The organism is Mycobacterium liflandii, assembly GCF_022354805.1.
Lineage (GTDB): Bacteria > Actinomycetota > Actinomycetes > Mycobacteriales > Mycobacteriaceae > Mycobacterium > Mycobacterium marinum.
In genome coordinates, this window is the sequence record NZ_CP023138.1 from 5,867,764 (window position 1) to 5,890,071 (window position 22,308).

The following is a 22,308-nucleotide window of genomic DNA, read 5'->3' on the forward strand; positions in this document are numbered from 1 at the left end:
TGAGGTATCCATGACTGAGCAGCTTGGCGGGCGGGTCGCGGGAAAAGTCGCGTTCATCACCGGAGCGGCTCGCGGCCAGGGCCGCAGCCACGCGGTACGTCTGGCGCAGGAGGGTGCCGACATCATCGCTGTCGACGTGTGTAAACCCATCGTGGAGAACACCACCATCCCGGCGTCCACCCCGGAGGACCTGGCCGAGACGGCCGATCTGGTCAAGGGACACAACCGCCGGATCTTCACCGCCGAGGCCGATGTGCGTGACTACGACGCGCTGAAAGCCGCGGTGGACGCCGGAGTGGACCAACTGGGCCGGCTGGACATCATCGTGGCCAACGCGGGCATCGGCAACGGTGGCGCCACGCTGGACAAGACCGGTGAACACGACTGGCAGGAGATGATCGACGTCAACCTGTCCGGGGTCTGGAAATCCGTCAAAGCCGCAGTGCCGCATCTGATTGCCGGGGGCAACGGGGGCTCGATCGTCTTGACCAGTTCGGTCGGCGGAATGAAGGCGTACCCGCACTGCGGCAATTACGTGGCGGCCAAACACGGCGTCGTGGGCCTGATGCGGTCCTTTGCAGTTGAGTTGGGGCAAAACATGATTCGAGTCAATTCGGTACACCCAACGCATGTCCGGACCCCCATGCTGCACAACGAGGGCACCTTCAAGATGTTTCGCCCGGACCTGGAGAATCCCGGTCCCGACGACATGGCACCGATCTGCCAGCTCTTCCACACCCTGCCGATTCCGTGGGTCGAGGCCGAAGACATCAGCAACGCCGTGCTGTTCCTGGCCTCCGACGAGTCCCGCTACATAACCGGTGTCACCCTGCCCGTCGACGCAGGTGGCTGCCTGAAATAGGGTTCCGTCACATGGACGGATTTGCGGGACGCGGGGCGGTCATAACGGGTGGGGCGAGCGGCATCGGCTTGGCCACGGCTACCGAGTTCGCTCGGCGCGGGGCCAAGGTGGTGCTGGCCGACATCGACAAGCCGGGACTGGAGCGGTCCGTCGAACATCTGCGCGGGAGGGTTTCGATGCGCACGGCGTGATGTGTGACGTCCGCCATCTGAGCGAAGTCAGCCATCTCGCGGCCGAATCCGCCCGCCTGCTGGGGCAAATCGACGTGGTGTTCAGCAATGCCGGCATTGTCGTGGCGGGTCCGATCGCCGACATGACCCACGACGACTGGCGGTGGGTGATCGACATCGACCTGTGGGGCTCAATTCATACCGTCGAGGCGTTCCTGCCGAAGCTGCTGGAACACGGTGGACACATCGCGTTCACCGCGTCCTTTGCCGGACTGGTGCCCAACGCCGGGCTCGGCGCCTACGGCGTAGCCAAATACGGCGTCGTCGGCCTGGCCGAAACCCTCTCCCGCGAAATGAAAGACCGCGGAGTCGGGGTAACGGTGTTGTGCCCGATGGTCGTCGAGACCCGGCTGGTCTCCAACTCGGAGCGGATCCGCGGCGCGGACTACGGACTGTCATCCGCACCGCAGGTAACCGGGGATATGGGCTCCCTGCCGGCCCAGGACGATAGCCTCAGCGTCGACGAGCTGGCACGCCTGACGGCCGACGCCATCCTGGCCAACCGCCTCTACGTGCTGCCACACGAGGGCGCCCGCACCTCGATTCAACGCAGGTTTGCCCGTATTGACCGCACATTCGACGAGCAGGCCGCCGAAGGCTGGCGGCACTAGCCCGGACCCAGCCGGTATTCGCCAGTCTGCGGATCGCGGTACCAGCCCGCCGCGGCGTGGGTGCCACCGTCGACGTGAATTGTCTGGCCGGTGACGTAGCGCGCCATGTCAGACGCGAGAAACACCGCGACACTTGCTATCTCATCGACATCACCGGGGCGCCCCAACGGGACCAGACTTCCGATGCGCTCCAGTGCCGCGGCGCCGCCCAGCTGCGCCAGCCCCTCGGTCATCGTGATATCGAGTGCGATCGCATTCACCCGAATGCCGTGGTGCGCCAGCTCCAGTGCCGTGGTCTTGGTGTAGTTGACAACGCCCGCCTTGGCGGCGGCGTACGCCGCGTAACCAGGCGCGGCCCGCACTCCCTCGATCGAGGTGATCGCCATGATGCTGCCCGGTAGCCCCGCGGCAACCAGCCGCCGGGCCACCCGCTGGGTACACAGCAGCACATGACCTAAGTTGCTGCGGTAGAGCGCATCCCAGCCCTTCTCACTGGTCTGCAGCAGCGGCGACCAGAACACCCCGCCCACGTTGTTGACCAGGATGGTTACCTCGCCCAGTTCGGCCTGGGTACGCTGCAGGGCGGCGTCCACCTGGTCGCCGCTGCGTACGTCGGTGGCGATGCCCAGGCCGCCAAGCTCGGCTGCGGCCTGCGCGCAGGTTTGCGGGTCCCGCTCCCATATCGCCACCGAGGCGCCGAACGCCGCAAGGCCAGCGGCGACGCCACGACCGATCCCCGATCCCGCGCCGGTCACCACCGCCACCCGGCCGTTGAGCAGGACATCCGCGGGATCAATTGCCATGGTGCTGCTCAGGTTGCCGAGTACATTGCCGGGGCCGCCCCGATAACACCGTCAGATTCCAGCTCGGATATCTCCGCCGCGGTCAGGCCCAGCTCGGTCAGCAACTCACGATTGTGCTGACCCAACAGGGGCGCTGGTTCGGTGTGAAATCGTCCTGGCCAACCGGACAGCCGCATCGGCACAGTGCTGAGCCTGACCGGGCCGTTCACCGGATGGTCCACCACCTCGAAGAAGCCGCGCGAAGCCAACTGGGCCAACTCCGACTGCCGATGCGGTTGCATCACCTTGGCCACCGGTACACCGGCTTGCCATAGGGTGGCCACGATCTCGTCGCTGCCCCGCTGCCCGCACCACGCCGTCAAGTGGTCGTCAATGACGTCTTCGTGGGTGCGCCGGCCGGCCGCTGTGGCCAGGCGTGGTTCGGCCGCCCAAGAGGGTGATCCGAGCGCAGCACCCAGCTGCTGCCAGTGCTGGTCAGTCGAGACCGCAATGGCAACCCAGCTGTCCAGGCGACCGAACTCGTCGATGTCAGAGCTGCGGTAGAGGTTTTGCGGCACAGCGGCGGGGCCGCGGTTGCCCGCGCGCTCCAGCAGCCGCCCGTACGCGCTGTATTCGATGACCTGCTCCGCAGCGATGTTCCGCGCGGCGTCCACCATCGCCGCTTCCACCAGCACACCCCGACCGGTGCGCCGCCGGTGCTCGAGCGCCAGCAGCAGCGCATTGGCCGCATGCACACCCGCATTGGGGTCGCCAACCGAATACGGCTCATACGGTGTGAGGTCGGGATAGCCCGTCATCCAGCTTATTCCGGCCGCGGACTCGATGACATAAGCAAACGCCGGATTGTCGCGCCACGGTCCGTCCAGGCCGAATCCAGGCATGCGTAGCAGGATGGCATCAGACCGAATCGACTGCACCGTGGTGAAATCCAGACCCAGCTGGTCCATGACGCGCGGAGTGAAGTTCTCGGCTATCACGTCACAGGTTGCGATCAACCGGTGCAATACTTCCCGACCCCGCGAATCCCCCAGGTCCAGCGTCACACCCTTCTTGTTGGTGTTCAGCGCCACGAAAATGGGCGACTTCTCCCACCATTGGTCTTCGGTCACGGGTACGCCGGCAATCAGCCGGGTACCGTCGGGACGGCGGGTCGATTCGACGTGGATCACCTCGGCGCCGAGCATGGCCAACAGGTGCGTGCACGACGGGCCCGCCCAGAATGTGGTCAGGTCGAGCACGCGAATGCCACTCAGCGGCAGCCGCGTCAGAACCTTCGGCGTCGGTACCGGCCTGGGCTTCAGTTCGGCCGTCCGGTAGTGGTCGCCATGTTCCCCGAGCCGCGGCGCCGGACCGGGGCGGCGCAGGTGCACCGAACTGATCCGGTACGGATGGGCCGGTTGCAGGAACCCGTCGCGGGGGTTGCGGACAAAGGAACCTCGCGCCTGAAAATGGTCGAGCGAGGCGATGTTGGCCCCATTGGCCACCGGCGCGTTGGGAATCCGGAACGCCGTCGCGAGTTCCCGCATCTCGTCGGACGGATGGCTGCGCAGCCAGTCGTAGATCTCCTCGGCATGGAGGTTGGCTTGTTCGGTGATCGACAACGGCGATTGCTCGTCGATCCACTCCGGGTGACCGACCATCGCGCACAGGTCGAACCACTGCTGCGCGGTTCCACATCCCAGATCGACCAGCCCGTCTTGGGCACAAGCCACCCCCGGTACGGTCAACCGCCGAGCGTCACGCCATGGTCGGCCGAGCATTTCGAAATAGGTTACGGGATAGTAAGTCTGGCTGAGAATTTGGGTTTCCAGCATGGATAGGTCGATCAGTTCTCCCCATCCGTCGCTGATCCGGCGGTGCCGGGAGGCCAAGGTGGCCACGCTGGCATATGCTCCGGCCAGGTCTTCGCCGACTCGCCCGCCGACGAAGACCGGCGCGCGATCGGCGAGGCCACGTCCGAGCCCGATGATTGCGCCTGACCACGCCTGCAGGGTGAACTCGGTCGCGGGCCGGTCGTGCCAGGGCCCCTCCAGCCCGAACGGGGTTATCGACGTGACCGTGAGCTGCGGATGGCGCCGGTGCAGCTCTTGCGGCCCAAGGCGCGGGTGCTCAGCGACTCTGGAACCTGGCGACCACACCACCGCGTCGGCGGCGGCCAGTAGCGCCTCGACCAACGCCAGGTCGCGATCGGATTCGGGTGCCGCGACGACGCTGTGCTGGCTACCGGCCAGGAAGTTGAACAGGGCGCCGTCGTTGCCCTCGGGGATGGCGGTGCCCGAAGCCGAGCACCAGCGCAACGGATCACCCTCTGGTGGCTCGACTTTGACAACGTCAGCACCGCCGTCGGCGAGCAGTTTGGTGCAATATGCGCCCGCGATACCGGTGGACAGATCCACCACCCGGTAACCGGCCAGGGGCGGCTGAACTGGCGGCGGTGTGGCCTCCACTAACCTTTTTTCTTCTTCTGCTTGGCAGGCTTGCCGGTGCCGTCTTTGGCCCGCGATTTCATGCTCAGGCGCCACCCCGGTGGGAACCGGCTGTCATTGTCCTTGACCGCATCGCCCAGACCCTGCTCGATGGCGTCATCGAGCATGAGGTCATCGGTGTAGGCCCGCACACCGCTGCCCATCGACTCGAAGAAGCCACTAAGCAGGCTGCCCATGTACTCGCCCTGGAACTGCTTCATGATTTCGAAGAAGACCTTCTGCATGAACACCGTGTCGTTAGGCCGGTTGCGCGCACAGACCAACGCATACTTGGCCACCTCGGCTTCGAGTTCCTCGCGCGGTACCACGCTGTTGAGAAAGTTGCAGTCCTGCATCTCCGCGGCGGTGAAAGCCCTTCCGGTGAACACCATTTCCTGAAACTTGCGGATGCCCATGGTCTGCGCCCACCACCACATCCGCGGACCCCAGCCGTAGTAGCGAAATGACGGATGCCCGAAGAGCGCATCATCGCTGGAGATCACCAGATCAGCGTCGGCCGCCTGATAGAAGTGCCAGCCATAGCAGTAACCCTTGACCTCCAGGATGGAGATCTTCTTGAAATCCTGCAGGCCACGAATCCCGGCGTTCGGATTGGCATACCACTGGCTGACCGATGCGCCATGACGAAAAGAGCCCAACGGCGGATACTTGACCTCCTCAGGGCCGATCCGGAATTCGGCAAGCCGCGGGCCCTGATCCGGAGAGTTCATCACCTCCATGAACTCTTCGAGATCCGCACCCGAGCCCAGATCCTCTCCCTCGCCGCGAATCACCAGTACCTTGACCTCGTCATCGATGCTGGCCCGGTGCAGCAGATCGGCGTAGCGCAGTCGCGCGGCTATCGTCGGCGCATTCAGATGGCCTGGGCGATCGAAGGTGATGGTGGCGATTCGGGTCTCGGGGTCCTTGTCATACCGGATCACCTTGTCCACCGGCGGCTCCGATTTTGGCATGGCTAGGCCTGCCACATCGGGCTGGCGGTCAACACCTCGGGTCCATCGGCGTTGACCAACACCGCTTCGCGGCCAAACACTGCGCCCACCCCCGCCTCCCACACGTAACCCGTCACGGCAAGAACCATTCCCGGCTCCAATCGGTCATTGGCCGCCGTCGCGGGCAGCTGGGCGGAGATGACGGGAGGGTCAAAGCCCATTCCCAGGCCCCGCGCTACCGGCATCGGCGGCGCCGGTTCTCCGGCCTGCCGGTAGGCATTCAGCAATTCGCCGGCCCCCGCACCCGGCTGGCACGCTAAAAGCAGCCCATCCCACAGCTTCGCCCATCGTTGGTACAGCGGCGCGGCGCCCGCAACACCGTCTGCGGGCCAGGTTCGGCCCACCTCGCCGATGTATCCGCCGGCCAGGACCCCCGCGGAGAAGGCCACCAAGTCCCCGGACCGGACGCGACGATCGCCGCTGGCCCGCCGCCACGGGTGCTCGCGCGAAGTCACCCACGCCACATCCTGATTGGAGGGAGTGCTGACGCCGCCGGCCAACACCGCTTCCACCAGCACGCCGGCCAGCAGCTGTTCACTGACCCCGGTTCGCAGCTCGGCTACCGCCGCGGCCAGCCCGGACTCGGCGACCGCGATGGCTGCCCGCAGCGCGACCACCTCCTCGTCCGTCTTGATCCGCCGGGCGGCGCGCATCGCGACCTCGCCGTCGACTAGCTCCGCGTTGGGAAATGCCTGCGGCAGCAGCTGGGCGAAGACCGGTGACAGCGCGTCGGTCCCCACCCGCCGGGCGGTGGCGGCACCGTCGATGCGCTCGAGCACCGAAATGGTGTTCATCGGGTTCCACGAGATGCCATAGAGGTTCTCGTGCGGGATGTCATCGGGAACGCCTTCATCCCAGGTGCTGAGCAGATGAATGGCACCTGTCGCGCGGACCAGGACGCAGGTGGGGCCGAAGGGCCTAGTCCCAGCGACCCAAAGTTGTGGAGTGCCCGAGACATAGCGGACGTTGGCCTGCCTACCGAGAACCAGGACATCGAGATCGTGGGCCGCCATCTGCTCGAGCGCACGCTGCCGGCGCCCGCAACGCAGCGCCCGATTGTCGGGCAGTACTTCAGTCGACATAAGGGTCATACAGGTAGTCGGTCAAGCGCGTCGAGCCTTCCTCGGTGATCACCAGCACCTCTTCACTGCGGTAGCCTCCGGTACCGTCTTCCCACACAACTGGCTCGAGCACCAGCACCATGCCCGGCTCCAGCACGAAGTTCTCATCGAACTCGTCACCGAGATCGGTTCCGATCATCGGCATTTCGGCCGCGTTTACACCGATTCCGTGGCCCAGATAGAAGTGCGGCAACCAGGGCCGAGCACCGCCGTTGGCCGCCGTTGCGGCCCTGGCCAACTCGGCTGCCGTCGCGCCGGCGCGGGCCACGCCGACCACGGCGCTCATGATCTCGCGCCACCTGTCGAACTGTTGCTGCTGCCGTGGCTGCGGGTCACGCCCCACGATCCAGGTCCGCCCGAAGTCTGAGCAGTAGCCCTGGTAGGTGATGCTCACGTCGGTCCACAGCACGTCGCCTGCGGCGACTTCTCGCTCGGTGCTCAGCAGCGGCAGCGCCAAGTCGCCGTGGGTGGTCCACACACCCTCGGCCCTGCTTGCCGGCATGACCTGCCAGATCGGTTCGAGCATGCTGGCGGTGGCACCCAGTTCGAAGGCCCGGCGCAGAAAACGCGCGGATAGCTCGATCTGCCGAATCCCGGGCGCCAGCGCCTCGTGCACTTGCACCATCGCCTCATCGGTGATTCGGACGGCGTTGCGGATGCACGCGAGTTCATCTGAGGTCTTGATCACCTTGGCGGCACTCACGACGGCGCTCGCATCGACGGGGGCACCGCTGGGGAACAGCAGCTTTGCGGCTCGTGCCATGGCACCGGTCAACTCGTCGACCGCGATGGTGGCTGCCGGTGGGATCAGCTCCGACAGCAGGCGCGCGAAATTCTCTACTCCTTCGTCGAATTCGAGGTAGACCGGACCGTGCAGGTGATCGGAGGGCAACTCCGACTCCTGGGATGCGCCCTCCCGAAACGGCAGGAACAGGTGCGGCCACGGGTGGCCGGCCAGCACCACCGCCACCGGGCGCTCAACGTAGGACAGCCCGGCATCTCCCAGCGGCCAACTGGCGCCGGTGGCGTAGACGACGGCGCTGTTACCCAACAAGATCATCGCGTCGACGCCGCGATCGGCCATCGCGCGGCGGAGCCTGGCCCCCGTCTCGCGCCGCATCCGGGTCAGGTCCGGCCGCTCCGGAATCTGCATCTCAGGCGAGGGCGGCCGCGCGAACGTCGTCATCAGAAATCCTCAGAGTCCTAGGAATTCGGTGATGTTGCCGCTGACTATCCGGGCGGCATGCTGCGGCCCGACCGCGTCGACGACAGCGGCCAGCGACTTCTCCGAATAGCCGTAGGTGCTCTCATTGTGCGGATAGTCCGAGGACCACATGACCTTGCCGACCCCGATGCGATCGATCAGTTCCAGTCCCAGCGGGTCAACCATGAACGATGCGCTCATGTGCTTGTCCCAGTAGTAGCGAACGTCATGCTCGAGCGGCCGATTGAACATGTGCTGATAGGACGCCACCAAATGCTCAGCGTCCTGTAGTGCCCAGGGCACCCAGGCGATGCCGCCTTCGAACCAGCCGACCCGCAAACCCGGATGCTGGTCGAGGATGCCGCCGAAGATGTACTTGGAGAACGTCTCCCGGAATCCGTCGATATTGATCATCATCCCGACGACGACGCTGTTGAACTCACAGGGGCTCTTGGGCGGGGTCTCGCCGATGTGGTGGGTGATCGGCATGCCGGAAGCCTCGATCTCGTCCCAGACTGGCCGCATGGTCGTGCTCGCGTAGTCGATAGGGTTGCCGTCGTCGTCCTTGCCCGGGTTTAGCGGCATCAAAAAAGTCTTGAGTCCAAGCGATTTCAGCTCCTCTAGGGTGCGGCGGGTTCCGTCGGGGTCCCACCAGTTGATCAGCCCGGCACCGTAGAAGTGACCGGCGGAGCGCTCCTGTAGTTCGGCGATGTACTCGTTGTAGATGCGGAATGCGAGTTCCCGAAGCATCTTGTCCGGGTAGTGAAAGAGGGCGAGCACCGCGTTGGGAAACTCGAGCTCCTTGTCGACCCCGTCCTCACGAAGTTCCTGGATCCTCGCCTCGATGTTGGTGCTGGCGGCCCCGGGCAGGTCGTCGTATTGCATGAGGACCGCGCTGAAGTCGCCCGGAAGGAACGACTGGCCCTTGCGCCCGACCTGAAAAGCACCGTCTTCGTACCAGATACGCGGTGCCTTGTCCTTCAGATCGTCCGGGAAGCGCTCATAGAAGATGTCGGCGGCCAGCGATATGTGATTGTCGGCCGAGAACACCACCGTGCCCTCGGGCAGCCCCACATTGATGCCGCTGGCATGTCCCCGGCGATTCTTGGGTGCTCCAAAGCCTTCCGGCGGGTAGAGCGAGACGGAGCTGGTTGGGGCCGACATCATTGATCCTCCATTCGGATCCGGGTTAAGACAGTGGTCACCAGGTCACGGGTAGTTCATAGACCCCATAGGCCAGGCGGTCGTCTTTGAACGGGACGTCTTCGAGCGCAGTGGCCAGCGTCAACGTGGGGATGCGCTGCAAGAGAGTGCGGTAGACAATCTGCAACTCGGCGCGGGCGAGCTGTTGGCCGACGCACTGGTGCCTGCCGTAGCCGAAGGCGACGTTGCGCTCGGCGCCCGCGCGGTGCAGATATAGCCGATCCGGTTCGGTGAACGCGTGCGCATCCCAGTTCGCCGGAGCGAGATCGATGATGATGCCTTCGCCGGCGCGGATGGTTTCTCCGCCAATGTGAATGTCTTCGTGGGCGACCCGGCGCTGGCCGTTTTGAATGATGCTGAGGTAGCGCAGCAGTTCCTCGACCGCATTCGCGACGATCTTGGGGTCGTGGGCATCCCGCAGAATCCCAGCCTGGTCGGGGTTCACCAGCAACGCGAGTACGCCAAGACCGATCATGTTTGCGGTGGTCTCGTGTCCGGCGATCAGCAAGCCGGTGCCCAACTGGGCGGCCTCCTTGACGCTGAGCTCACCGGCCTTGACCCGCTCGGCCAGATCGGAGACCGCGTCTTCGGCCGGGTTCGCCATTTTGGCTTCGACCAGCTCAGCCAGATACTTGTGCAGGCTCATCGCGCCTTTGACGGTGTCCGCACCGGTCGCGTACCGGGCCAGCCCGACATTGGCGTGGTGCTGAAACATCTCGGCGTCCTCGTAGGGCACCCCCAGCAGTTGGCTGATCACCAACGACGGCACCGGCAGGGCCAGTTTGGCGACAAGGTCGGCTGGCTGCGGGCCGGCCAGCATCGCATCGATGTGCTCGTCGGTGATCTGCTGGATGGTGGGGCGCAGTGCTTCCACCCTCTTGAAGGTGAACGGTTTCGACAGCATCCGCCGAAATCGGGTGTGCTCCTCGCCGTCGGCGGTGAACACCGAGCGGGGACGCTTGTGAACGGTCGACAACATGCCCGCATTCCAGTGCGGGAAGCCCGGCAGCCGATCATCAACGCTTACCCGTGAGTCGGAAAACAGCTCGCGCACTTGCTCATATCCCGTGATGAGCCACGGTGTGCTGCCGTCCCAGATGCGCACCCTGGTTAGCGGCTTAGCTGCCGCCAGGGACATGACTCCTGGCGGCGGGGCGAACGGACAGCCCGCGGACCGCGACATCGGATAGTCCGGGATTCCCGCCGCCGTCTCGGGGCTGGGGCTTGCGAGCGTGTCGGACACGGTCACTCCTCGATCTTGATTGCCATCGCCGGGCAGGACGCGGCCGCCCTGCGGGCACCTTCGGCGAGCTCAGCGGGCGGATTCGCGTTGAGCAGGACGACCACACCGTCCTCGCCCCGCTGGTCGAATATCTCGGGTGCATTCATCACGCAGTTGCCCGACGATGCGCAGATGTTTTCATCGACAATCACTTTCATCTGCGCCCCTTCTCACTCGCGCGCTGTCACAGGCGCCAGCCATAGGCCAGTTATCGCGTCGATCAGTCCGGTCGCGGCCTCGCGCCAGGAGGGTCGCGGCACCGAGGTGCCCGCGGCAAGCGCACGTTCGAGATCGGCACAGGTGTGCATCAAGAGGTTGCGCGCCATCAGGTTGCGTTCGTAGCGCACATCGACCGGCAGATCCGGTAGACAGCTGTTGATGCCGTCGATGACCTGAACCAGCGACGGCGAACTCAGCGCATCTTTGACGATGATGTTGTGGTAGGCGGGATCGGTCATCGCCTGCGCGGCAAACCGTGCGTACCAAGTCGGATTACCCAGGACCGCAAGGTGTTCGGTGAGCGGGCAGACCAAACACGCCACCCAATCCCGCATCGTCGCGGCCGCCCCCTTGGCGGCGGCCGCTGCCACCATTTGCTCGCGAAGCCGCTCGATCGGTACGCGATGCTTCTGCTCGATAGCGCGAACCAGATCGGTCTTGGTGCCGAAGTGATACCCCACCGCGGCGTTGTTGCCCTGCCCCGCCGCCTCGCTGACCTGGCGGTTGGAGACCGCGAACACACCGTGCTCGGCGAACAGCCGCTCGGCCGCGACCAGGATCGCCTCTTGTGTGGAGCTGGCCCGTTCACCGCGAACGGCCCTGCCAACGGCGGTCATGATGCCTAGTCAACCGCGCATCGAGGCATTAAGTCAAGCGATTGATTTAAATTGCTGGCGCCGGTCGACCCGGGAATCGTCCCGCCGCCCTACCTGCTGCGGCGAATCACCTTGCCCGCCAGCGTCCCACCATCCACGGGAAGAACGGTCCCGGTGACATATCGCGACCGTTCACCGGCGAAGTACAACGCCGCTTCGGCGATGTCCTCGGGCGTGCCCTCCCGCTTCAGCGGCCGGTCCTCACGCATGGTCTGGCGAATCTGCGCGGTGAACCGCTCGACTTGCTCTTGATCCAGTCCCGCCGCCGACGAGGCCAACAGCGGGGTGGGGATGTTGCCGGGCGCGATCGCATTGACCCGAATCTCGTAGTGCGCCAGCTCGATCGCCGCCGACTTGGTGAATTGAATCACCGCCGCCTTCGACGCCCGATACGTCATCACTCCCCCGCCTGCCTGAATCCCGCCGATGGAGGTGAGATTGACGATCGATCCTCCGCCGTGGGCGGCCATGTGCCGGGCGGCATCACGGGTGCCAGCCATCACTCCCAGCACGTTGACGGCCATCACGCGGTGGAAATCGGCCAGGTCGTCATCGAGGAATCTGCGGTGCATGGCGCCGGAGACACCGGCATTGTTCACCATCACGTGCAAGCCGCCGAAGTTGTCGACGGCGGCGGCCACCACCGCCGCGACCTGTTCGGGTTGGGAGACGTCGGTCCGACAGAACATGGCATCGGCGCCCAGCGCGGCCGCCAAGGACTCCCCACGCTCCTCTTCGACGTCGGCGATCACAACCCGCGCCCCCTCGGCGATAAACCGCGCCACCGTGGCGCGCCCGATCCCGGAGGCCCCGCCGGTGACAATGGCTATTTTGCCGGCCAATTCGTCGACCACAGAACGAGTTAATCCGCGCGAGCCAGGTTAAGTCAAGCAGTTGATTTAGTTCCCATTGCTGTCACCCGGAGCCGTCATCACCCTGACGCCCCCCGGCGACCCGCCAAAACCACGGACTTTCCCTGTTTCATCGGCCCGAAAACGGAGGATGCTGGATTGAGCAGTTCCATCACGCGGACCGGGAGGGGCTTGACCATGAAGATTCTGGTTATCGGTGGCAGCGGGCTGATCGGATCGCAAGTCGTCGCCCAGTTGACCGGGCTAGCACACCAGGCCGTCGCTACGTCGCCGCGCTCGGGCGTCAACGCGCTCACCGGCGAGGGGCTGGCCGATGCCGTTGCCGTAGCCGACGCGGTGGTCGACGTCTCCAATTCCCCCTCCTTTGCCGACGACGACGTACTGCATTTCTTCACCACATCGACCAAGAACCTGCTCGCGGCGGAGCAAACAGCGGGTGTGCGCCACCACGTCGCGCTGTCCATCGTGGGCACCGACCGGGTGCCCAACAGCGGCTACTTGCGGGCCAAGTGCGCCCAGGAGAAGCTGATCAAGGAATCGGATCTGCCGTATTCCATTGTGCGGGCCACCCAGTTCTTCGAATTCGTGCTCGGAATTGCCGATTCGGCCACCAATGGTGACACCGTGCGCCTGTCACACACCGCGGCCATCCAGCCGATCGCGGCCAGCGATGTGGCAACCGGCGTCACTCGAGCTGCGATCAGCGATCCGCTCAACGGGACCACCAACATCGCCGGCCCGGACAAGTTCGGCATGGACGACTTCGTCCGCATGGGGCTTGCTGCACATGGCGATTCCCGCCAGGTACGCACCGATCCCAACGCCCGCTACTTCGGCGCGGTGCTCGATGGGCACAGCATCGTCCCCACCGACGGCGAGGATGTGACCATCTACCCCACCCACTTCAGTGACTGGCTGGCCGCTGGCTAGACCTGCACACTAGGCCACTGCGGCGGGGCCGACTCGGGGTTCCTGCGCGCGACTAGGCCGCCTGTTGGCAGAGCTGCGCCGGTGGATGACGCCGGCTCAGTCGCTCGGCGCGCGTCGCCTGCCGGTCCAGCTGATACAGGCCGGCCACCGTCGCGAGACCGATCAGAATCAATCCACCCCAGACGATTTCATCGGCGCCAAAACGGTGTGCCACGCTCATCAGCGAGCCCACCGCAAGGTTGCCGACCAGGATTCCGACGCCGACTATCGTGCTGTAGAAGCCATAGTTCGTCGCCACGAGTTTGTCTTCGGCCAGCACCACCACGGTGCGCATTTCGAAGGGAAACAACGCCGCCGAAGCGACAGCGAGCAAACTCGCAGATACCAACAGCGCCGCGACCGCGGCACCGGTGCCGAAACGTTGCGCGTTAGGCACCATCGCAAGCGGCACGAACGCCATGGCCAAGATCGCAGCCCCGACCACCAGGCTGCGACTTACCCTCCAGTGCGCCGCGAACCAGCGGGTGATGCGTAGCTGGCCGGCGATCGCGATCAGCCCGGATACCGCGAACATGGCCGCTACCAAAACAGATTGGTGGCCAGGCGCCAGTAACGATGCCTGTATCGGCAGGGCGAGGTAGACCTGGAACGACAGCACGTAGGCACCCGTCATGGCGGCCGCGAAGCCCAGGAACGAGCGGTTGCGCACAATCGCTTTCCAGCCCTGCAGAATCGACTCGTTCTTGGTGTCAGGGTCGGCCAGGTGCTGGGGCAACGCCATCAGCTGAGCGGCCGTCAAGACCGCAAAGACGGCCGAGGCCCCCAGCACCGTCATCCGGAAATCTAGCGTCAGCAAGGCCAGCCCCACCAGCGGGCCCAGCAGGATCCCGGCCTGATAGAAGATGTTGAACGTCGCAAACGCTTCGAGCTTGCGATCACCGGAGTCCGCGGCCACATAGGCACGCACCGCGGGGTTGAACAGCGCTCCGGCGAAACCCGTTGCCGCCGCGGCAATCAGCACACTAGGCAGCGACCGTGCGACCACCAGTAGCGCAAACCCACCGGTACGGATCAAACAACCGGCAACGATCAGCGGTTTGTAGCCGAACCGGTCGGCCAGCGTCCCACCCACAAAGAACATGCCCTGTTGGGAGAAGTTGCGCACGCCCATCACCAAACCCACCGCCCATGCGGCCAGACCGAGCGGTCCCGCCAGGTAGTCGGCCAGGTATGGCATCAACATATAGAAGCCGACGTTGATGCCGAACAGGTTGATCATCAGCACCCGGCTGGGCCGGTTGAAGCTGCGGAACTGCGCCAGGAAGCCCATCACGCCGCTACCTGGGTCGGGTCGATCACCGTCGCGCTACGCGTCCAACGTTGCACCACCGCGGCCGAGGGAGAGGCGATCACCTCCGGCTCGGTCGCGGGTCGCTGACCAAGCAGCCCGTGCTCGTTGCAGTAGTCGTCGCTGTAGACCGTGTCGAAGTAGCGCTGGGCACCGTCGGGAAACACCGCGGCGATAGTGATGTCCGACGGCAAGGTGCGCGCGGCCCATCCGGCGACCAAAGCGACCGCTCCGACGCTCCATCCGCCGCTGGCGTAGTGGGTAGCCGCCATGGACCGGCACGCCCAGACGGCTTCGGCGGGGGCAACCCAGTGCACTTCATTGAAGGCGCTGTAATCGACGTTGCGTGGAAAGACGCTCGACCCCAGCCCGCGCATCAGCCTGCTCGACGCGGGCTGACCAAAGATTGTGGAGCCGATGGTGTCCACACCGATCAGCCGCATGGCGGGATTGAACTCTCGGAGCACCCGCGCAACACCCGATGAATGGCCGCCAGTTCCCACCGAGCACACCAGCACGTCGACTCGGCCGAGTTGAGCCGCCATCTCGAGCGCCAGCGGCCGGTAGGCGGCGACGTTGTCGGGGTTGCTGGATTGGTTGGGATTCCAGGCACTGGGGTCAGCGGCCAACAACTGCGCAACTCGGTCCTTGCGAGCTTGTTGCCAGCCCCCGACCGGGTGCGGTTCGGTCACCATGTCGACGCGGGCGCCATAGGCGGTCATCATGCGCGTGACGATCAGTTCCTGTCCCGGATCGATGACCAGCGTGACCGGATGGCCGTAGACGGAACCGGCCAGCGCCAGGCCCAACCCCAGCGTGCCGCTCGTTGACTCGACGATGGCCGCTCCGGGGGCCAGATCACCGCGGGCGCGGGCCCGTTCCACCATGTGCATGGCTGGGCGGTCTTTCATGCCGCCGGGGTTGAAGCCTTCCAGCTTGGCCCAGAATCCACGATCGGCGCTGCCGACTGGACTCGCGTCCCCCGACACCCACAGCACCGGGGTGTTGCCGACCATGGCGCCCGGGTGCCGGTTACGACCGGGAATGGGGTGGTATCCCTCGGGAACAACACGGTACCGATCCCGAGTCGGCCGCGGCCGCATCGAGGTCGGGTGTGAGCGGCCGGGAAGCGCTGTGGGTGAAACGTTCAGATTGTCGCCAGCGGAATTTGCTGCGTTTACCAAGGGTAAATTGGGGTTCATTGTCTCGTCGCTTCTGCATTTGGCCGCGATGGCGCTGCGGCAATTTGATGTGGGTCAGCGGTCCCCGGTCCGGGTTTGTCCCCATGACCTGGCGCTGACCAGTCAGCGACGAGCGCGGCAGTACCGGGTCAGCAGATCTTGACCCGCGCGAACATAGACTGGCACCGATGGCGGGCCACGCCCGGCCGGCACCACGAGATAGGTGAGAATGCCCGGAATCCCCGCCGCGGCGGCCACCGGAGCGGATTCGAACGACATCGTGGCCGTCCGGGGCAACACCGCCGTCGCGAATTGTTCCGGGCATGGAGGGGTCGAATTGTCCACGAGGTGCGCGTGGTCGGCGCTGAGCACAAACTCACTACCCACCGATGTTGCCAAGGGGTGATCGGAATGCGCCGGCTGCAAGTGCACCTGCGGCAACCAGCACTGCGCCGCGACCACCGCGGCGGCCCACGCCAAGGCCAGCGCGACGATCGCGGATCGCGTCCACACCACGCGGCGGCCTTTCATGCGGCTCACTATATACCCCCTACCGGTATAGCGTAAAGGGTGGGCTCCGGGTTGCGGGATGCCTGATGTCCTAGCAGGGTAAACAGGGTATATGCGCACTGCCGAATCGATCGAGACGAGGAGCGGTTAATGCCGGTACTGCCAACGGGCGGCCACCCATTCGGGAGCGCACAGCTCAGTAGGCGCGGCTTCATCGGCGCCGGCATCGCCGGCGGGCTGGCGTTGGCCGGTTGCGGCCACTCGCAGACCACGCAGACCGGCGAAACGGCCATGGCCGATGCGATCGCGGCCGCCGAACGAGCCCGTCCGCACACCGGGCGAACGGTTACCGCCAGCCTCACCCCGCAACAGGCACAGATCGATCTGGGCGAGCCGGTGGTGCAAACGTTGGCCTTCGGCAACACGGTTCCGGGACCGCTGATCCGGGCCAGCGTCGGCGACGAGGTGGTGGTCGCGGTGTCCAACCGGCTCGACCGCGCCACCTCCGTGCACTGGCACGGCATCGCGCTACGCAACGACATGGATGGCGCCGAGCCCGCGACCCCCAACATCGGCGCAGACCAGGACTTCACCTATCGGTTCTCGGTCCCGAATGCGGGCACCTACTGAGCACACCCGCATGTCGGCCTCGAGGACGACCACGGCCTGTACCTGCCGTTCATCGTCGACGATCCGACCGAACCCAACCGCTACGACTCCGAATGGATTGTTGTCCTCGACGACTGGACCGACGGTGTCGGCAAGAGCCCGCAACAGCTTTTCGACGCCTTGGTGGATCCGAACAAGCCCCGCATGCAAGAACTCCCGGGGTCATCGACCGCTCCAAGCACGTCCACCAGTACGACGACCACCACGACAACTCCGACCACCAAAACCAGCACGACAACGACAACCACCGGAACCAGTAAGACATCTCCCACCACAACCACATCGGCGACGGGCAAGCCGGATGAAGAAAGCGGCGAAGTCGGGTCGAGCGACCTGCTCGGCGGAGATGCCGGGGACATCGCCTACCCGTACTACCTGGTCAACGGGCGAATTCCCGCGGCACCCACGTCGTTTAAGGCCAAGCCTGGCCAGCGAATCCGGATCCGCATCATCAACGTCGCCTCCGACACCGCGTTCCGTGTCGCATTGGCCGGGCATACGATGACCGTCACCCACACCGACGGCTACCCGGTGATTCCGACCCAGGTCGACGCGCTGCTGATTGGAATGGCCGAACGCTATGACGTGATCGTCACCGCCGCCGACGGCGTCTTTCCGCTGGTTGCCTCCGCGGAGGGAAAGAACGCGCTGGCGCGTGCCCTGCTGTCCACCGGCTCCGGCACCGCACCGGACCCACAGTTTCGGCCCGCCGAACTCAACAAGCGGGTGGGAACGGTGGAAATGTTCACCGCCACAACGGCTGTCAACCTGGGCCGGCCCGACCCCCAGATGAGCCTGCCGATCACGCTGGGCGGCACGATGGCGAAATACGACTGGACCATCAACGGGGAGCCTTACAGCAAGACGCATCCACTGACCGTGCGCCTCGGCGAACGGCCAACCCGGATGTTCGACAACCCCACGATGATGTACCACCCGATCCACCTGCACGGCCACACATTTCAGATGATCAAACCCGACGGCACGCCCGGGGCACGCAAGGACACCGTTATCGTGCTGCCGGGGCAACAACTGCGGGCGGTGCTGGTTGCGGACAACCCCGGATATTGGGTTCTGCACTGCCACAACAGCTACCACCGTGAGGCCGGCATGATGACGCTGCTGGACTACATCTTCTAAAAGCAGGCCCCGACGCGGCACCCGGCGGGTTCAACGACTGAGAAAATCCAACATCAGCTCGTTGACGGTACCGGCCTGTTCGATCTGTGGACAGTGCCCGGCACGGTCGACAACCTGCGAGTGTCCGTTCCGGATCTGCCCGGCGATCTGCTCGCCCCAGCCGCTGGGAAGCAGCTTGTCGTTGCGCCCCTCCACCAGCATCGTGGGTACCGTGATGCGGTCATACCGGCGACTGCTGGACGGCGTAGCCGAGGGGGGTGCGCCGGGGCGACGAAAGCGGGCTGCTGCCACGGCTTCCCACGCCCCCGGCGCGATACTCGAATCGTATCGGCGCTGCACATAGTCCATGTCGGCCGGATAGCGGGCGTCGTGAAATAGCGCTGCCACGATGCGCCGCATTGCCGGCAGGGTCGCGTCGTAGCTCTGTAGTGCGTCAAAGTGGCTGTTCTGCTGGATCTGCCCGCCGCCGCAGATGAGCGCCATGGTCCGCACAGGCAGCATCGGCGCGTCCGAGGTCGTGTCGGTCAGCAGCATGATGGCCCCCATCGAATTGCCCACGAAGTGCGCGGAGTCAACGCCGAGCACATCGCAGAACCTCGCCACATGGCGAATGCGCATTCCGCGGCCATCGACGAAATCAACCACCTTGGCCGACTGCCCGAAGCCCAGGAGGTCGGGCGCCAGCACCCGAAACCGGCCGCCGAGCAGGCCGATGTTGTGTTCCCAGGCAATTTCGGCGTTGGCCCCGAACTCGCCGCCGTGCAGCAAGACCACCGGGTCCCCGTCACCGGCCTCCAGATAGCTGGTAGGCAAGCCGTCGACCGCGACCGCGCGACGATGAATCCGCACTACTTTATTGCGATCGGGTTGACCGGCGAGCCTACCGCGCCGACAAATCGCAGCGGCGGCGCAACGAGCTGGAATTCATAAACCCCGTCGGCGGCGCAATCGGCGGCCAGCGCGGTCAGGTCCCAGTACTCGCCGAGCACAGTCCCATGTCACGCAGGCACAACAGATGCAACGGCAGAAACAGACCATCGACGCCGGATACCGGATCTTCGACTTGCAGATTGTCGGAAGCGACCGCGGCAACCTCGTGATCGTGCAGCCACTGCGCGCATCGCCAATCCAAACCCGAGTAAGGCTCGGTCTTGTTTGCGGTCATGAGAAATCTCGTCCACCAACCAGTCCGGATGAGCACGATGTCGCCGGACTCGATGGTGACGCCCTGAGAGCGCGCCACGTCGTCGAGTTCTTCGGGAGTGATCGGGTTTCCGTGCTCCAAAAAGACCTCGGCTCCGCGATGACGCACCAGGTCGAGCAACACTCCGCGCGAGGTGATGCCTTTGACATCGACCTTGTCGATACCGCAGTGATAGGCGCCCAGGCTGGTCACCGAGTCGGCGGGGAAGCCGTTGTAGAGCTGGTCGTCGTAGTACACGTGGGACAGCGCATCCCACTGGGTGGCCGCCTGTAGCGGCATGATGATCATGTCATCGTTGAAGCGGAATGGGTTGTCGACCAGATACTTGCCCATCTCCCTCGCGGTCGGGTTCTGCTCCCACCCCGGCCCGTACTGTGCCAACGAACTGGCGTCGCCGCCGTCGATCGTCATCAGATGTATTGGATTGTGCCGGAAGCCGAAAGCACCCTGAGGCCCCGATGACCCGAAGTCGACGCCGAGCGCAAACACCTTTCCGTGCCGGACCAAGCTCGCCGCCCGCTGGACCTTCTCGGCGGTGATGGAGTTCAGCGTGCCCAACTCGTCAGCGTCGCCCCACCTCCCCCAGTTGCTGAGCTCCCGTGCCACACGTCGGAACTCAGTCATATCTGCCATCAGGCCCGTCCTTCCCCGAGTTCTCCAGCGATCGATGCCGCCACGTTTCCACCGTCAACCCATACGACCTGACCCGAAATATAGCTGGCTGCATGACCATTCAGGAACACCAAAACCGAAGCCTGTTCACCCGGAGTTGCGACCCGGCCCAGTGGCTTGGCGATATCGTCGAGAAACTCGGCTCCGTAGGCGGTTGTGAGCTGATCCAGGATCGGCGTCTCGGTCACCCCCGGCCCGGTGCAGTTGATGCGGATGCCCCGCGCACCGAGACCGACCGCACTTCGCATCGTGTAGAGGATCACCGCTTCTTTGGAGAGTTGATAGCCGGCGCCCAGCACCTCCAGGTGGCGTTTGCACCAGTCGATACCCTCGACCATCGTCGTGGTGTTCAACAGCGGCGCCACGGCGCGATGGTGTTCGCGGTAGCCGGCGGCTGCCAGTGACGACACGCTCACAATCGCCGAACCCGGGCCCATCATCGGCAGCAGTGCCTCGGTGAGATGGCGTAACCCCAGGAAGTTGATCGTGACGACCAGCAGCGGGTCACCAATTCCGGACGAAACACCGGCGATGTTGAACAACGCATCGACGGGCCCGCCGATGGCCTCGACGGCTCGATCGATGGACCCGGGGTCGGCGAGATCGATCTGGTGAAACTCGCTGATCTCATATCCGGGTTGGCGCTGGTCGAGTCCGACGACTTGCGCCCCGAGTCCGGTCAGCTGATGCACGGCCCGCTCGCCGATGCCCGATGCGCATCCGGTGACCACGGCACGACGGCCGTCATAGCGCCATAGCTGCTCGATCTGGGCCACCGGCCTTTCCCGATCCGCGTACCGTGCTGGTCGGCTACTTGCGTTGTTCCTTCAGGCGCTGCGCCGCTTGCACCCGGCCTTCGTTGATCTCCGCCATGGCCTCGGGAATCTCGCTGGCAGTGAACTTGCCACCGCGACCGGTGGGCAACCCGCCGAACGAGTAGGCCTCGTCGAACTGTGGCGCATTCGATTCCTGGCGCCGCGCCTGCACCTTCTCGATGGCAGGAGCCAGTCTCACGGCCTTGTCCGCCACCGCCTTCGCGTCGCGCTCGATGAACTCGGGCAGCACCTCCTTGCCCATCAACTCGATGGATTCCATGGTTCCCTCATGACTGCGCGGGTTGAGCAGCAGGATGATTTCGTCTACGCCGCTTTCCTCATAGCCACGCAGGAATTCGCGCACGGTGGCCGGACAGCCAATGGCGCCGCGACCCGGGCCGTAAGCCAATGTCGGGTCCTTCTCGATCTCTTCGAGATACCGGGTCCACACTCCGGTACGCCCGGGCGTGTGAATCCCGGTCATGTAGTAGTGCATGATCCCGAAGGAGAAGAATCCGCCGCCCTGCCCCAGCCGTTGCAGTGCCTGCTCATCGGTCTTGGCCACCATCATCGACAGGTCACCGCCGATGGCCAGGATGTTGGGGTTGATCGCGGGGGTCACCGGCGTGCCGTTCTCTTCGAACTCCTTGTAGTACCCGTTGACTCGTTCGGTGAGCGGACCTGGTCCGGTGTAAGCGAAACTCAGTGCACCGATGCACTTTTGGGCGGCCATCTGCACGGTGGCCGGGCGTGTGCACGCGACCCACACTGGTGGGTGCGGCTTTTGCATCGGCTTGGGGATCACATTGCTAGCCGGCATCTGGATGTGGTCGCCGGTGAATCCGGCGAACGGCTCCTCGATCATGCACCGGATCGCCACCTCGAGGGCCTCTTCCCATTGCCCACGCTTGTCGGCCGGATCGATGTTGAATCCGCCGAGTTCCCCAATCGAGGACGACTCTCCGGTGCCGAACTCGACTCGTCCGTTGGACAGCAGATCCAGGGTCGCGATGCGTTCGGCCACCCGGGCCGGGTGATTGACCGCGGGCGGCAGGTGCATGATCCCAAATCCCAGCCGGATGTTCTTGGTTCGCTGGCTGGCCGCGGCCAAGAAGATCTCCGGCGCGGTGGAATGACAGTATTCCTCGAGGAAGTGATGTTCGGTGAGCCAGACGGTGGAGAATCCGGCCTTGTCCGCGGCTTCGACCTCATCGAGGCAGTCCTGCAACATGATCCGCTCGTCGTTGGGCGCCCAAGGGCGCGGTAGAGCGAATTCGTAGAACAGTGAGATTTTCATT

The 22,308-nt window shown here is 64.8% G+C and carries 18 protein-coding genes and 3 pseudogenes; 4 read left to right on the forward strand and 17 right to left on the reverse strand.

The genetic code is table 11. From position 1 onward, the window contains the following. Window positions 1–10 precede the first annotated feature (10 nt). Window positions 11–862, forward strand: coding sequence for a mycofactocin-coupled SDR family oxidoreductase (locus CKW46_RS26120; protein ID WP_482052573.1), 852 nt, complete (start codon window positions 11–13; stop codon window positions 860–862). Between the two features lie 11 nt (window positions 863–873). Continuing rightward, window positions 874–1,703: pseudogene (locus CKW46_RS26125) on the forward strand (SDR family NAD(P)-dependent oxidoreductase). Here CKW46_RS26125 and CKW46_RS26130 read toward each other — a convergent pair. The 10 genes from CKW46_RS26130 to CKW46_RS26175 form a co-directional block, all read right to left on the reverse strand. Further along, on the reverse strand, window positions 1,700–2,506 hold the full coding sequence (locus CKW46_RS26130; RefSeq protein ID WP_117435926.1) for an SDR family NAD(P)-dependent oxidoreductase: 807 nt from the start codon (window positions 2,504–2,506) through the stop codon (window positions 1,700–1,702). The pseudogene CKW46_RS26125 and the gene CKW46_RS26130 overlap by 4 nt on opposite strands. An 8-nt stretch (window positions 2,507–2,514) precedes the next feature. After that, window positions 2,515–4,953, reverse strand: coding sequence for a CaiB/BaiF CoA-transferase family protein (locus CKW46_RS26135; protein ID WP_240274325.1), 2,439 nt, complete (start codon window positions 4,951–4,953; stop codon window positions 2,515–2,517). Beyond that, complete coding sequence (locus tag CKW46_RS26140; RefSeq protein WP_015357188.1) at window positions 4,953–5,945, reverse strand: enoyl-CoA hydratase/isomerase family protein; 993 nt, start codon at window positions 5,943–5,945, stop codon at window positions 4,953–4,955. The genes CKW46_RS26135 and CKW46_RS26140 overlap by 1 nt, the downstream gene beginning before the upstream one ends. Before the next feature lie 2 nt (window positions 5,946–5,947). After that, the gene (locus CKW46_RS26145; RefSeq protein WP_482052574.1) at window positions 5,948–7,066 is read right to left on the reverse strand and encodes a M24 family metallopeptidase; all 1,119 of its coding nucleotides are present in this window, start codon (window positions 7,064–7,066) and stop codon (window positions 5,948–5,950) included. Next, window positions 7,056–8,291 (reverse strand): M24 family metallopeptidase, encoded by a 1,236-nt coding sequence (locus CKW46_RS26150; RefSeq protein ID WP_015357190.1) that lies wholly within the window; start codon window positions 8,289–8,291, stop codon window positions 7,056–7,058. The genes CKW46_RS26145 and CKW46_RS26150 overlap by 11 nt, the downstream gene beginning before the upstream one ends. A 9-nt stretch (window positions 8,292–8,300) precedes the next feature. After that, window positions 8,301–9,362, reverse strand: coding sequence for an amidohydrolase family protein (locus CKW46_RS26155; RefSeq protein WP_482053481.1), 1,062 nt, complete (start codon window positions 9,360–9,362; stop codon window positions 8,301–8,303). Between the two features lie 148 nt (window positions 9,363–9,510). Then, the gene (locus CKW46_RS26160) at window positions 9,511–10,695 is read right to left on the reverse strand and encodes a cytochrome P450 (RefSeq protein WP_223161692.1); all 1,185 of its coding nucleotides are present in this window, start codon (window positions 10,693–10,695) and stop codon (window positions 9,511–9,513) included. A gap of 62 nt (window positions 10,696–10,757) precedes the next feature. Further along, window positions 10,758–10,952: a ferredoxin gene (locus tag CKW46_RS26165; RefSeq protein ID WP_117435920.1), complete on the reverse strand. Its 195-nt coding sequence runs from the start codon at window positions 10,950–10,952 to the stop codon at window positions 10,758–10,760. Window positions 10,953–10,964: 12 nt separating this feature from the next. After that, window positions 10,965–11,630: a TetR/AcrR family transcriptional regulator gene (locus tag CKW46_RS26170; RefSeq protein ID WP_096372302.1), complete on the reverse strand. Its 666-nt coding sequence runs from the start codon at window positions 11,628–11,630 to the stop codon at window positions 10,965–10,967. Between the two features lie 89 nt (window positions 11,631–11,719). Next, window positions 11,720–12,523, reverse strand: a complete 804-nt coding sequence (locus tag CKW46_RS26175) for an SDR family NAD(P)-dependent oxidoreductase (RefSeq protein WP_015357194.1) — start codon at window positions 12,521–12,523, stop codon at window positions 11,720–11,722. A 195-nt stretch (window positions 12,524–12,718) separates the two neighbouring features. Between CKW46_RS26175 and CKW46_RS26180 the strand changes: the two genes are divergently transcribed. Continuing rightward, window positions 12,719–13,471, forward strand: a complete 753-nt coding sequence (locus CKW46_RS26180) for an SDR family oxidoreductase (RefSeq protein ID WP_117435918.1) — start codon at window positions 12,719–12,721, stop codon at window positions 13,469–13,471. A gap of 52 nt (window positions 13,472–13,523) precedes the next feature. On the opposite strand, the gene CKW46_RS26185 is transcribed toward CKW46_RS26180, so the two are convergent. The 3 genes from CKW46_RS26185 to lpqS form a co-directional block, all read right to left on the reverse strand. Then, on the reverse strand, window positions 13,524–14,801 hold the full coding sequence (locus tag CKW46_RS26185) for an MFS transporter (protein WP_015357196.1): 1,278 nt from the start codon (window positions 14,799–14,801) through the stop codon (window positions 13,524–13,526). Then, window positions 14,801–15,922, reverse strand: a complete 1,122-nt coding sequence (locus tag CKW46_RS26190) for a PLP-dependent cysteine synthase family protein (protein ID WP_085981940.1) — start codon at window positions 15,920–15,922, stop codon at window positions 14,801–14,803. Before CKW46_RS26190 ends, CKW46_RS26185 begins: the two co-directional genes overlap by 1 nt. Window positions 15,923–16,123: 201 nt before the next feature. Then, a complete protein-coding gene (gene lpqS, locus CKW46_RS26195) occupies window positions 16,124–16,531 on the reverse strand; it encodes a putative copper homeostasis (lipo)protein LpqS (protein WP_223161693.1) in 408 nt (135 codons plus the stop codon). A gap of 129 nt (window positions 16,532–16,660) precedes the next feature. On the opposite strand from lpqS, the pseudogene CKW46_RS26200 reads away from it, so the two are divergent. Next, a pseudogene (locus CKW46_RS26200) lies at window positions 16,661–18,319 on the forward strand (multicopper oxidase family protein). Between the two features lie 30 nt (window positions 18,320–18,349). Here CKW46_RS26200 and CKW46_RS26205 read toward each other — a convergent pair. The 4 genes and pseudogenes from CKW46_RS26205 to CKW46_RS26220 all read right to left on the reverse strand — a co-directional run bounded on the left by CKW46_RS26205 (window position 18,350) and on the right by CKW46_RS26220 (window position 22,307). Continuing rightward, the gene (locus tag CKW46_RS26205; protein WP_117435915.1) at window positions 18,350–19,168 is read right to left on the reverse strand and encodes an alpha/beta fold hydrolase; all 819 of its coding nucleotides are present in this window, start codon (window positions 19,166–19,168) and stop codon (window positions 18,350–18,352) included. Then, window positions 19,168–20,156, reverse strand: a pseudogene (locus tag CKW46_RS26210) (cyclase family protein). Before CKW46_RS26210 ends, CKW46_RS26205 begins: the two are co-directional and overlap by 1 nt. Next, window positions 20,156–20,971, reverse strand: a complete 816-nt coding sequence (locus tag CKW46_RS26215) for a coniferyl-alcohol dehydrogenase (RefSeq protein WP_015357200.1) — start codon at window positions 20,969–20,971, stop codon at window positions 20,156–20,158. The pseudogene CKW46_RS26210 and the gene CKW46_RS26215 overlap by 1 nt, the downstream one beginning before the upstream one ends. Window positions 20,972–21,005: 34 nt before the next feature. Continuing rightward, the gene (locus tag CKW46_RS26220) at window positions 21,006–22,307 is read right to left on the reverse strand and encodes an LLM class flavin-dependent oxidoreductase (protein ID WP_015357201.1); all 1,302 of its coding nucleotides are present in this window, start codon (window positions 22,305–22,307) and stop codon (window positions 21,006–21,008) included. Window position 22,308: the final 1 nt, after the last annotated feature.

Bases quoted from the DNA above. Each gene is read 5' to 3' on its own strand.
- CKW46_RS26120 (WP_482052573.1), top strand. From the start codon at position 11: ATGACTGAGCAGCTTGGCGGGCGGGTCGCGGGAAAAGTCGCGTTCATC.
- CKW46_RS26130 (WP_117435926.1), bottom strand. From the start codon at position 2,506: ATGGCAATTGATCCCGCGGATGTCCTGCTCAACGGCCGGGTGGCGGTG.
- CKW46_RS26140 (WP_015357188.1), bottom strand. From the start codon at position 5,945: ATGCCAAAATCGGAGCCGCCGGTGGACAAGGTGATCCGGTATGACAAG.
- CKW46_RS26145 (WP_482052574.1), bottom strand. From the start codon at position 7,066: ATGTCGACTGAAGTACTGCCCGACAATCGGGCGCTGCGTTGCGGGCGC.
- CKW46_RS26150 (WP_015357190.1), bottom strand. From the start codon at position 8,291: ATGACGACGTTCGCGCGGCCGCCCTCGCCTGAGATGCAGATTCCGGAG.
- CKW46_RS26160 (WP_223161692.1), bottom strand. From the start codon at position 10,695: ATGTCGCGGTCCGCGGGCTGTCCGTTCGCCCCGCCGCCAGGAGTCATG.
- CKW46_RS26165 (WP_117435920.1), bottom strand. From the start codon at position 10,952: ATGAAAGTGATTGTCGATGAAAACATCTGCGCATCGTCGGGCAACTGC.
- CKW46_RS26170 (WP_096372302.1), bottom strand. From the start codon at position 11,630: ATGACCGCCGTTGGCAGGGCCGTTCGCGGTGAACGGGCCAGCTCCACA.
- CKW46_RS26180 (WP_117435918.1), top strand. From the start codon at position 12,719: ATGAAGATTCTGGTTATCGGTGGCAGCGGGCTGATCGGATCGCAAGTC.
- CKW46_RS26185 (WP_015357196.1), bottom strand. From the start codon at position 14,801: ATGGGCTTCCTGGCGCAGTTCCGCAGCTTCAACCGGCCCAGCCGGGTG.
- CKW46_RS26190 (WP_085981940.1), bottom strand. From the start codon at position 15,922: ATGCGGCCGCGGCCGACTCGGGATCGGTACCGTGTTGTTCCCGAGGGA.
- lpqS (WP_223161693.1), bottom strand. From the start codon at position 16,531: ATGAAAGGCCGCCGCGTGGTGTGGACGCGATCCGCGATCGTCGCGCTG.
- CKW46_RS26220 (WP_015357201.1), bottom strand. From the start codon at position 22,307: ATGAAAATCTCACTGTTCTACGAATTCGCTCTACCGCGCCCTTGGGCG.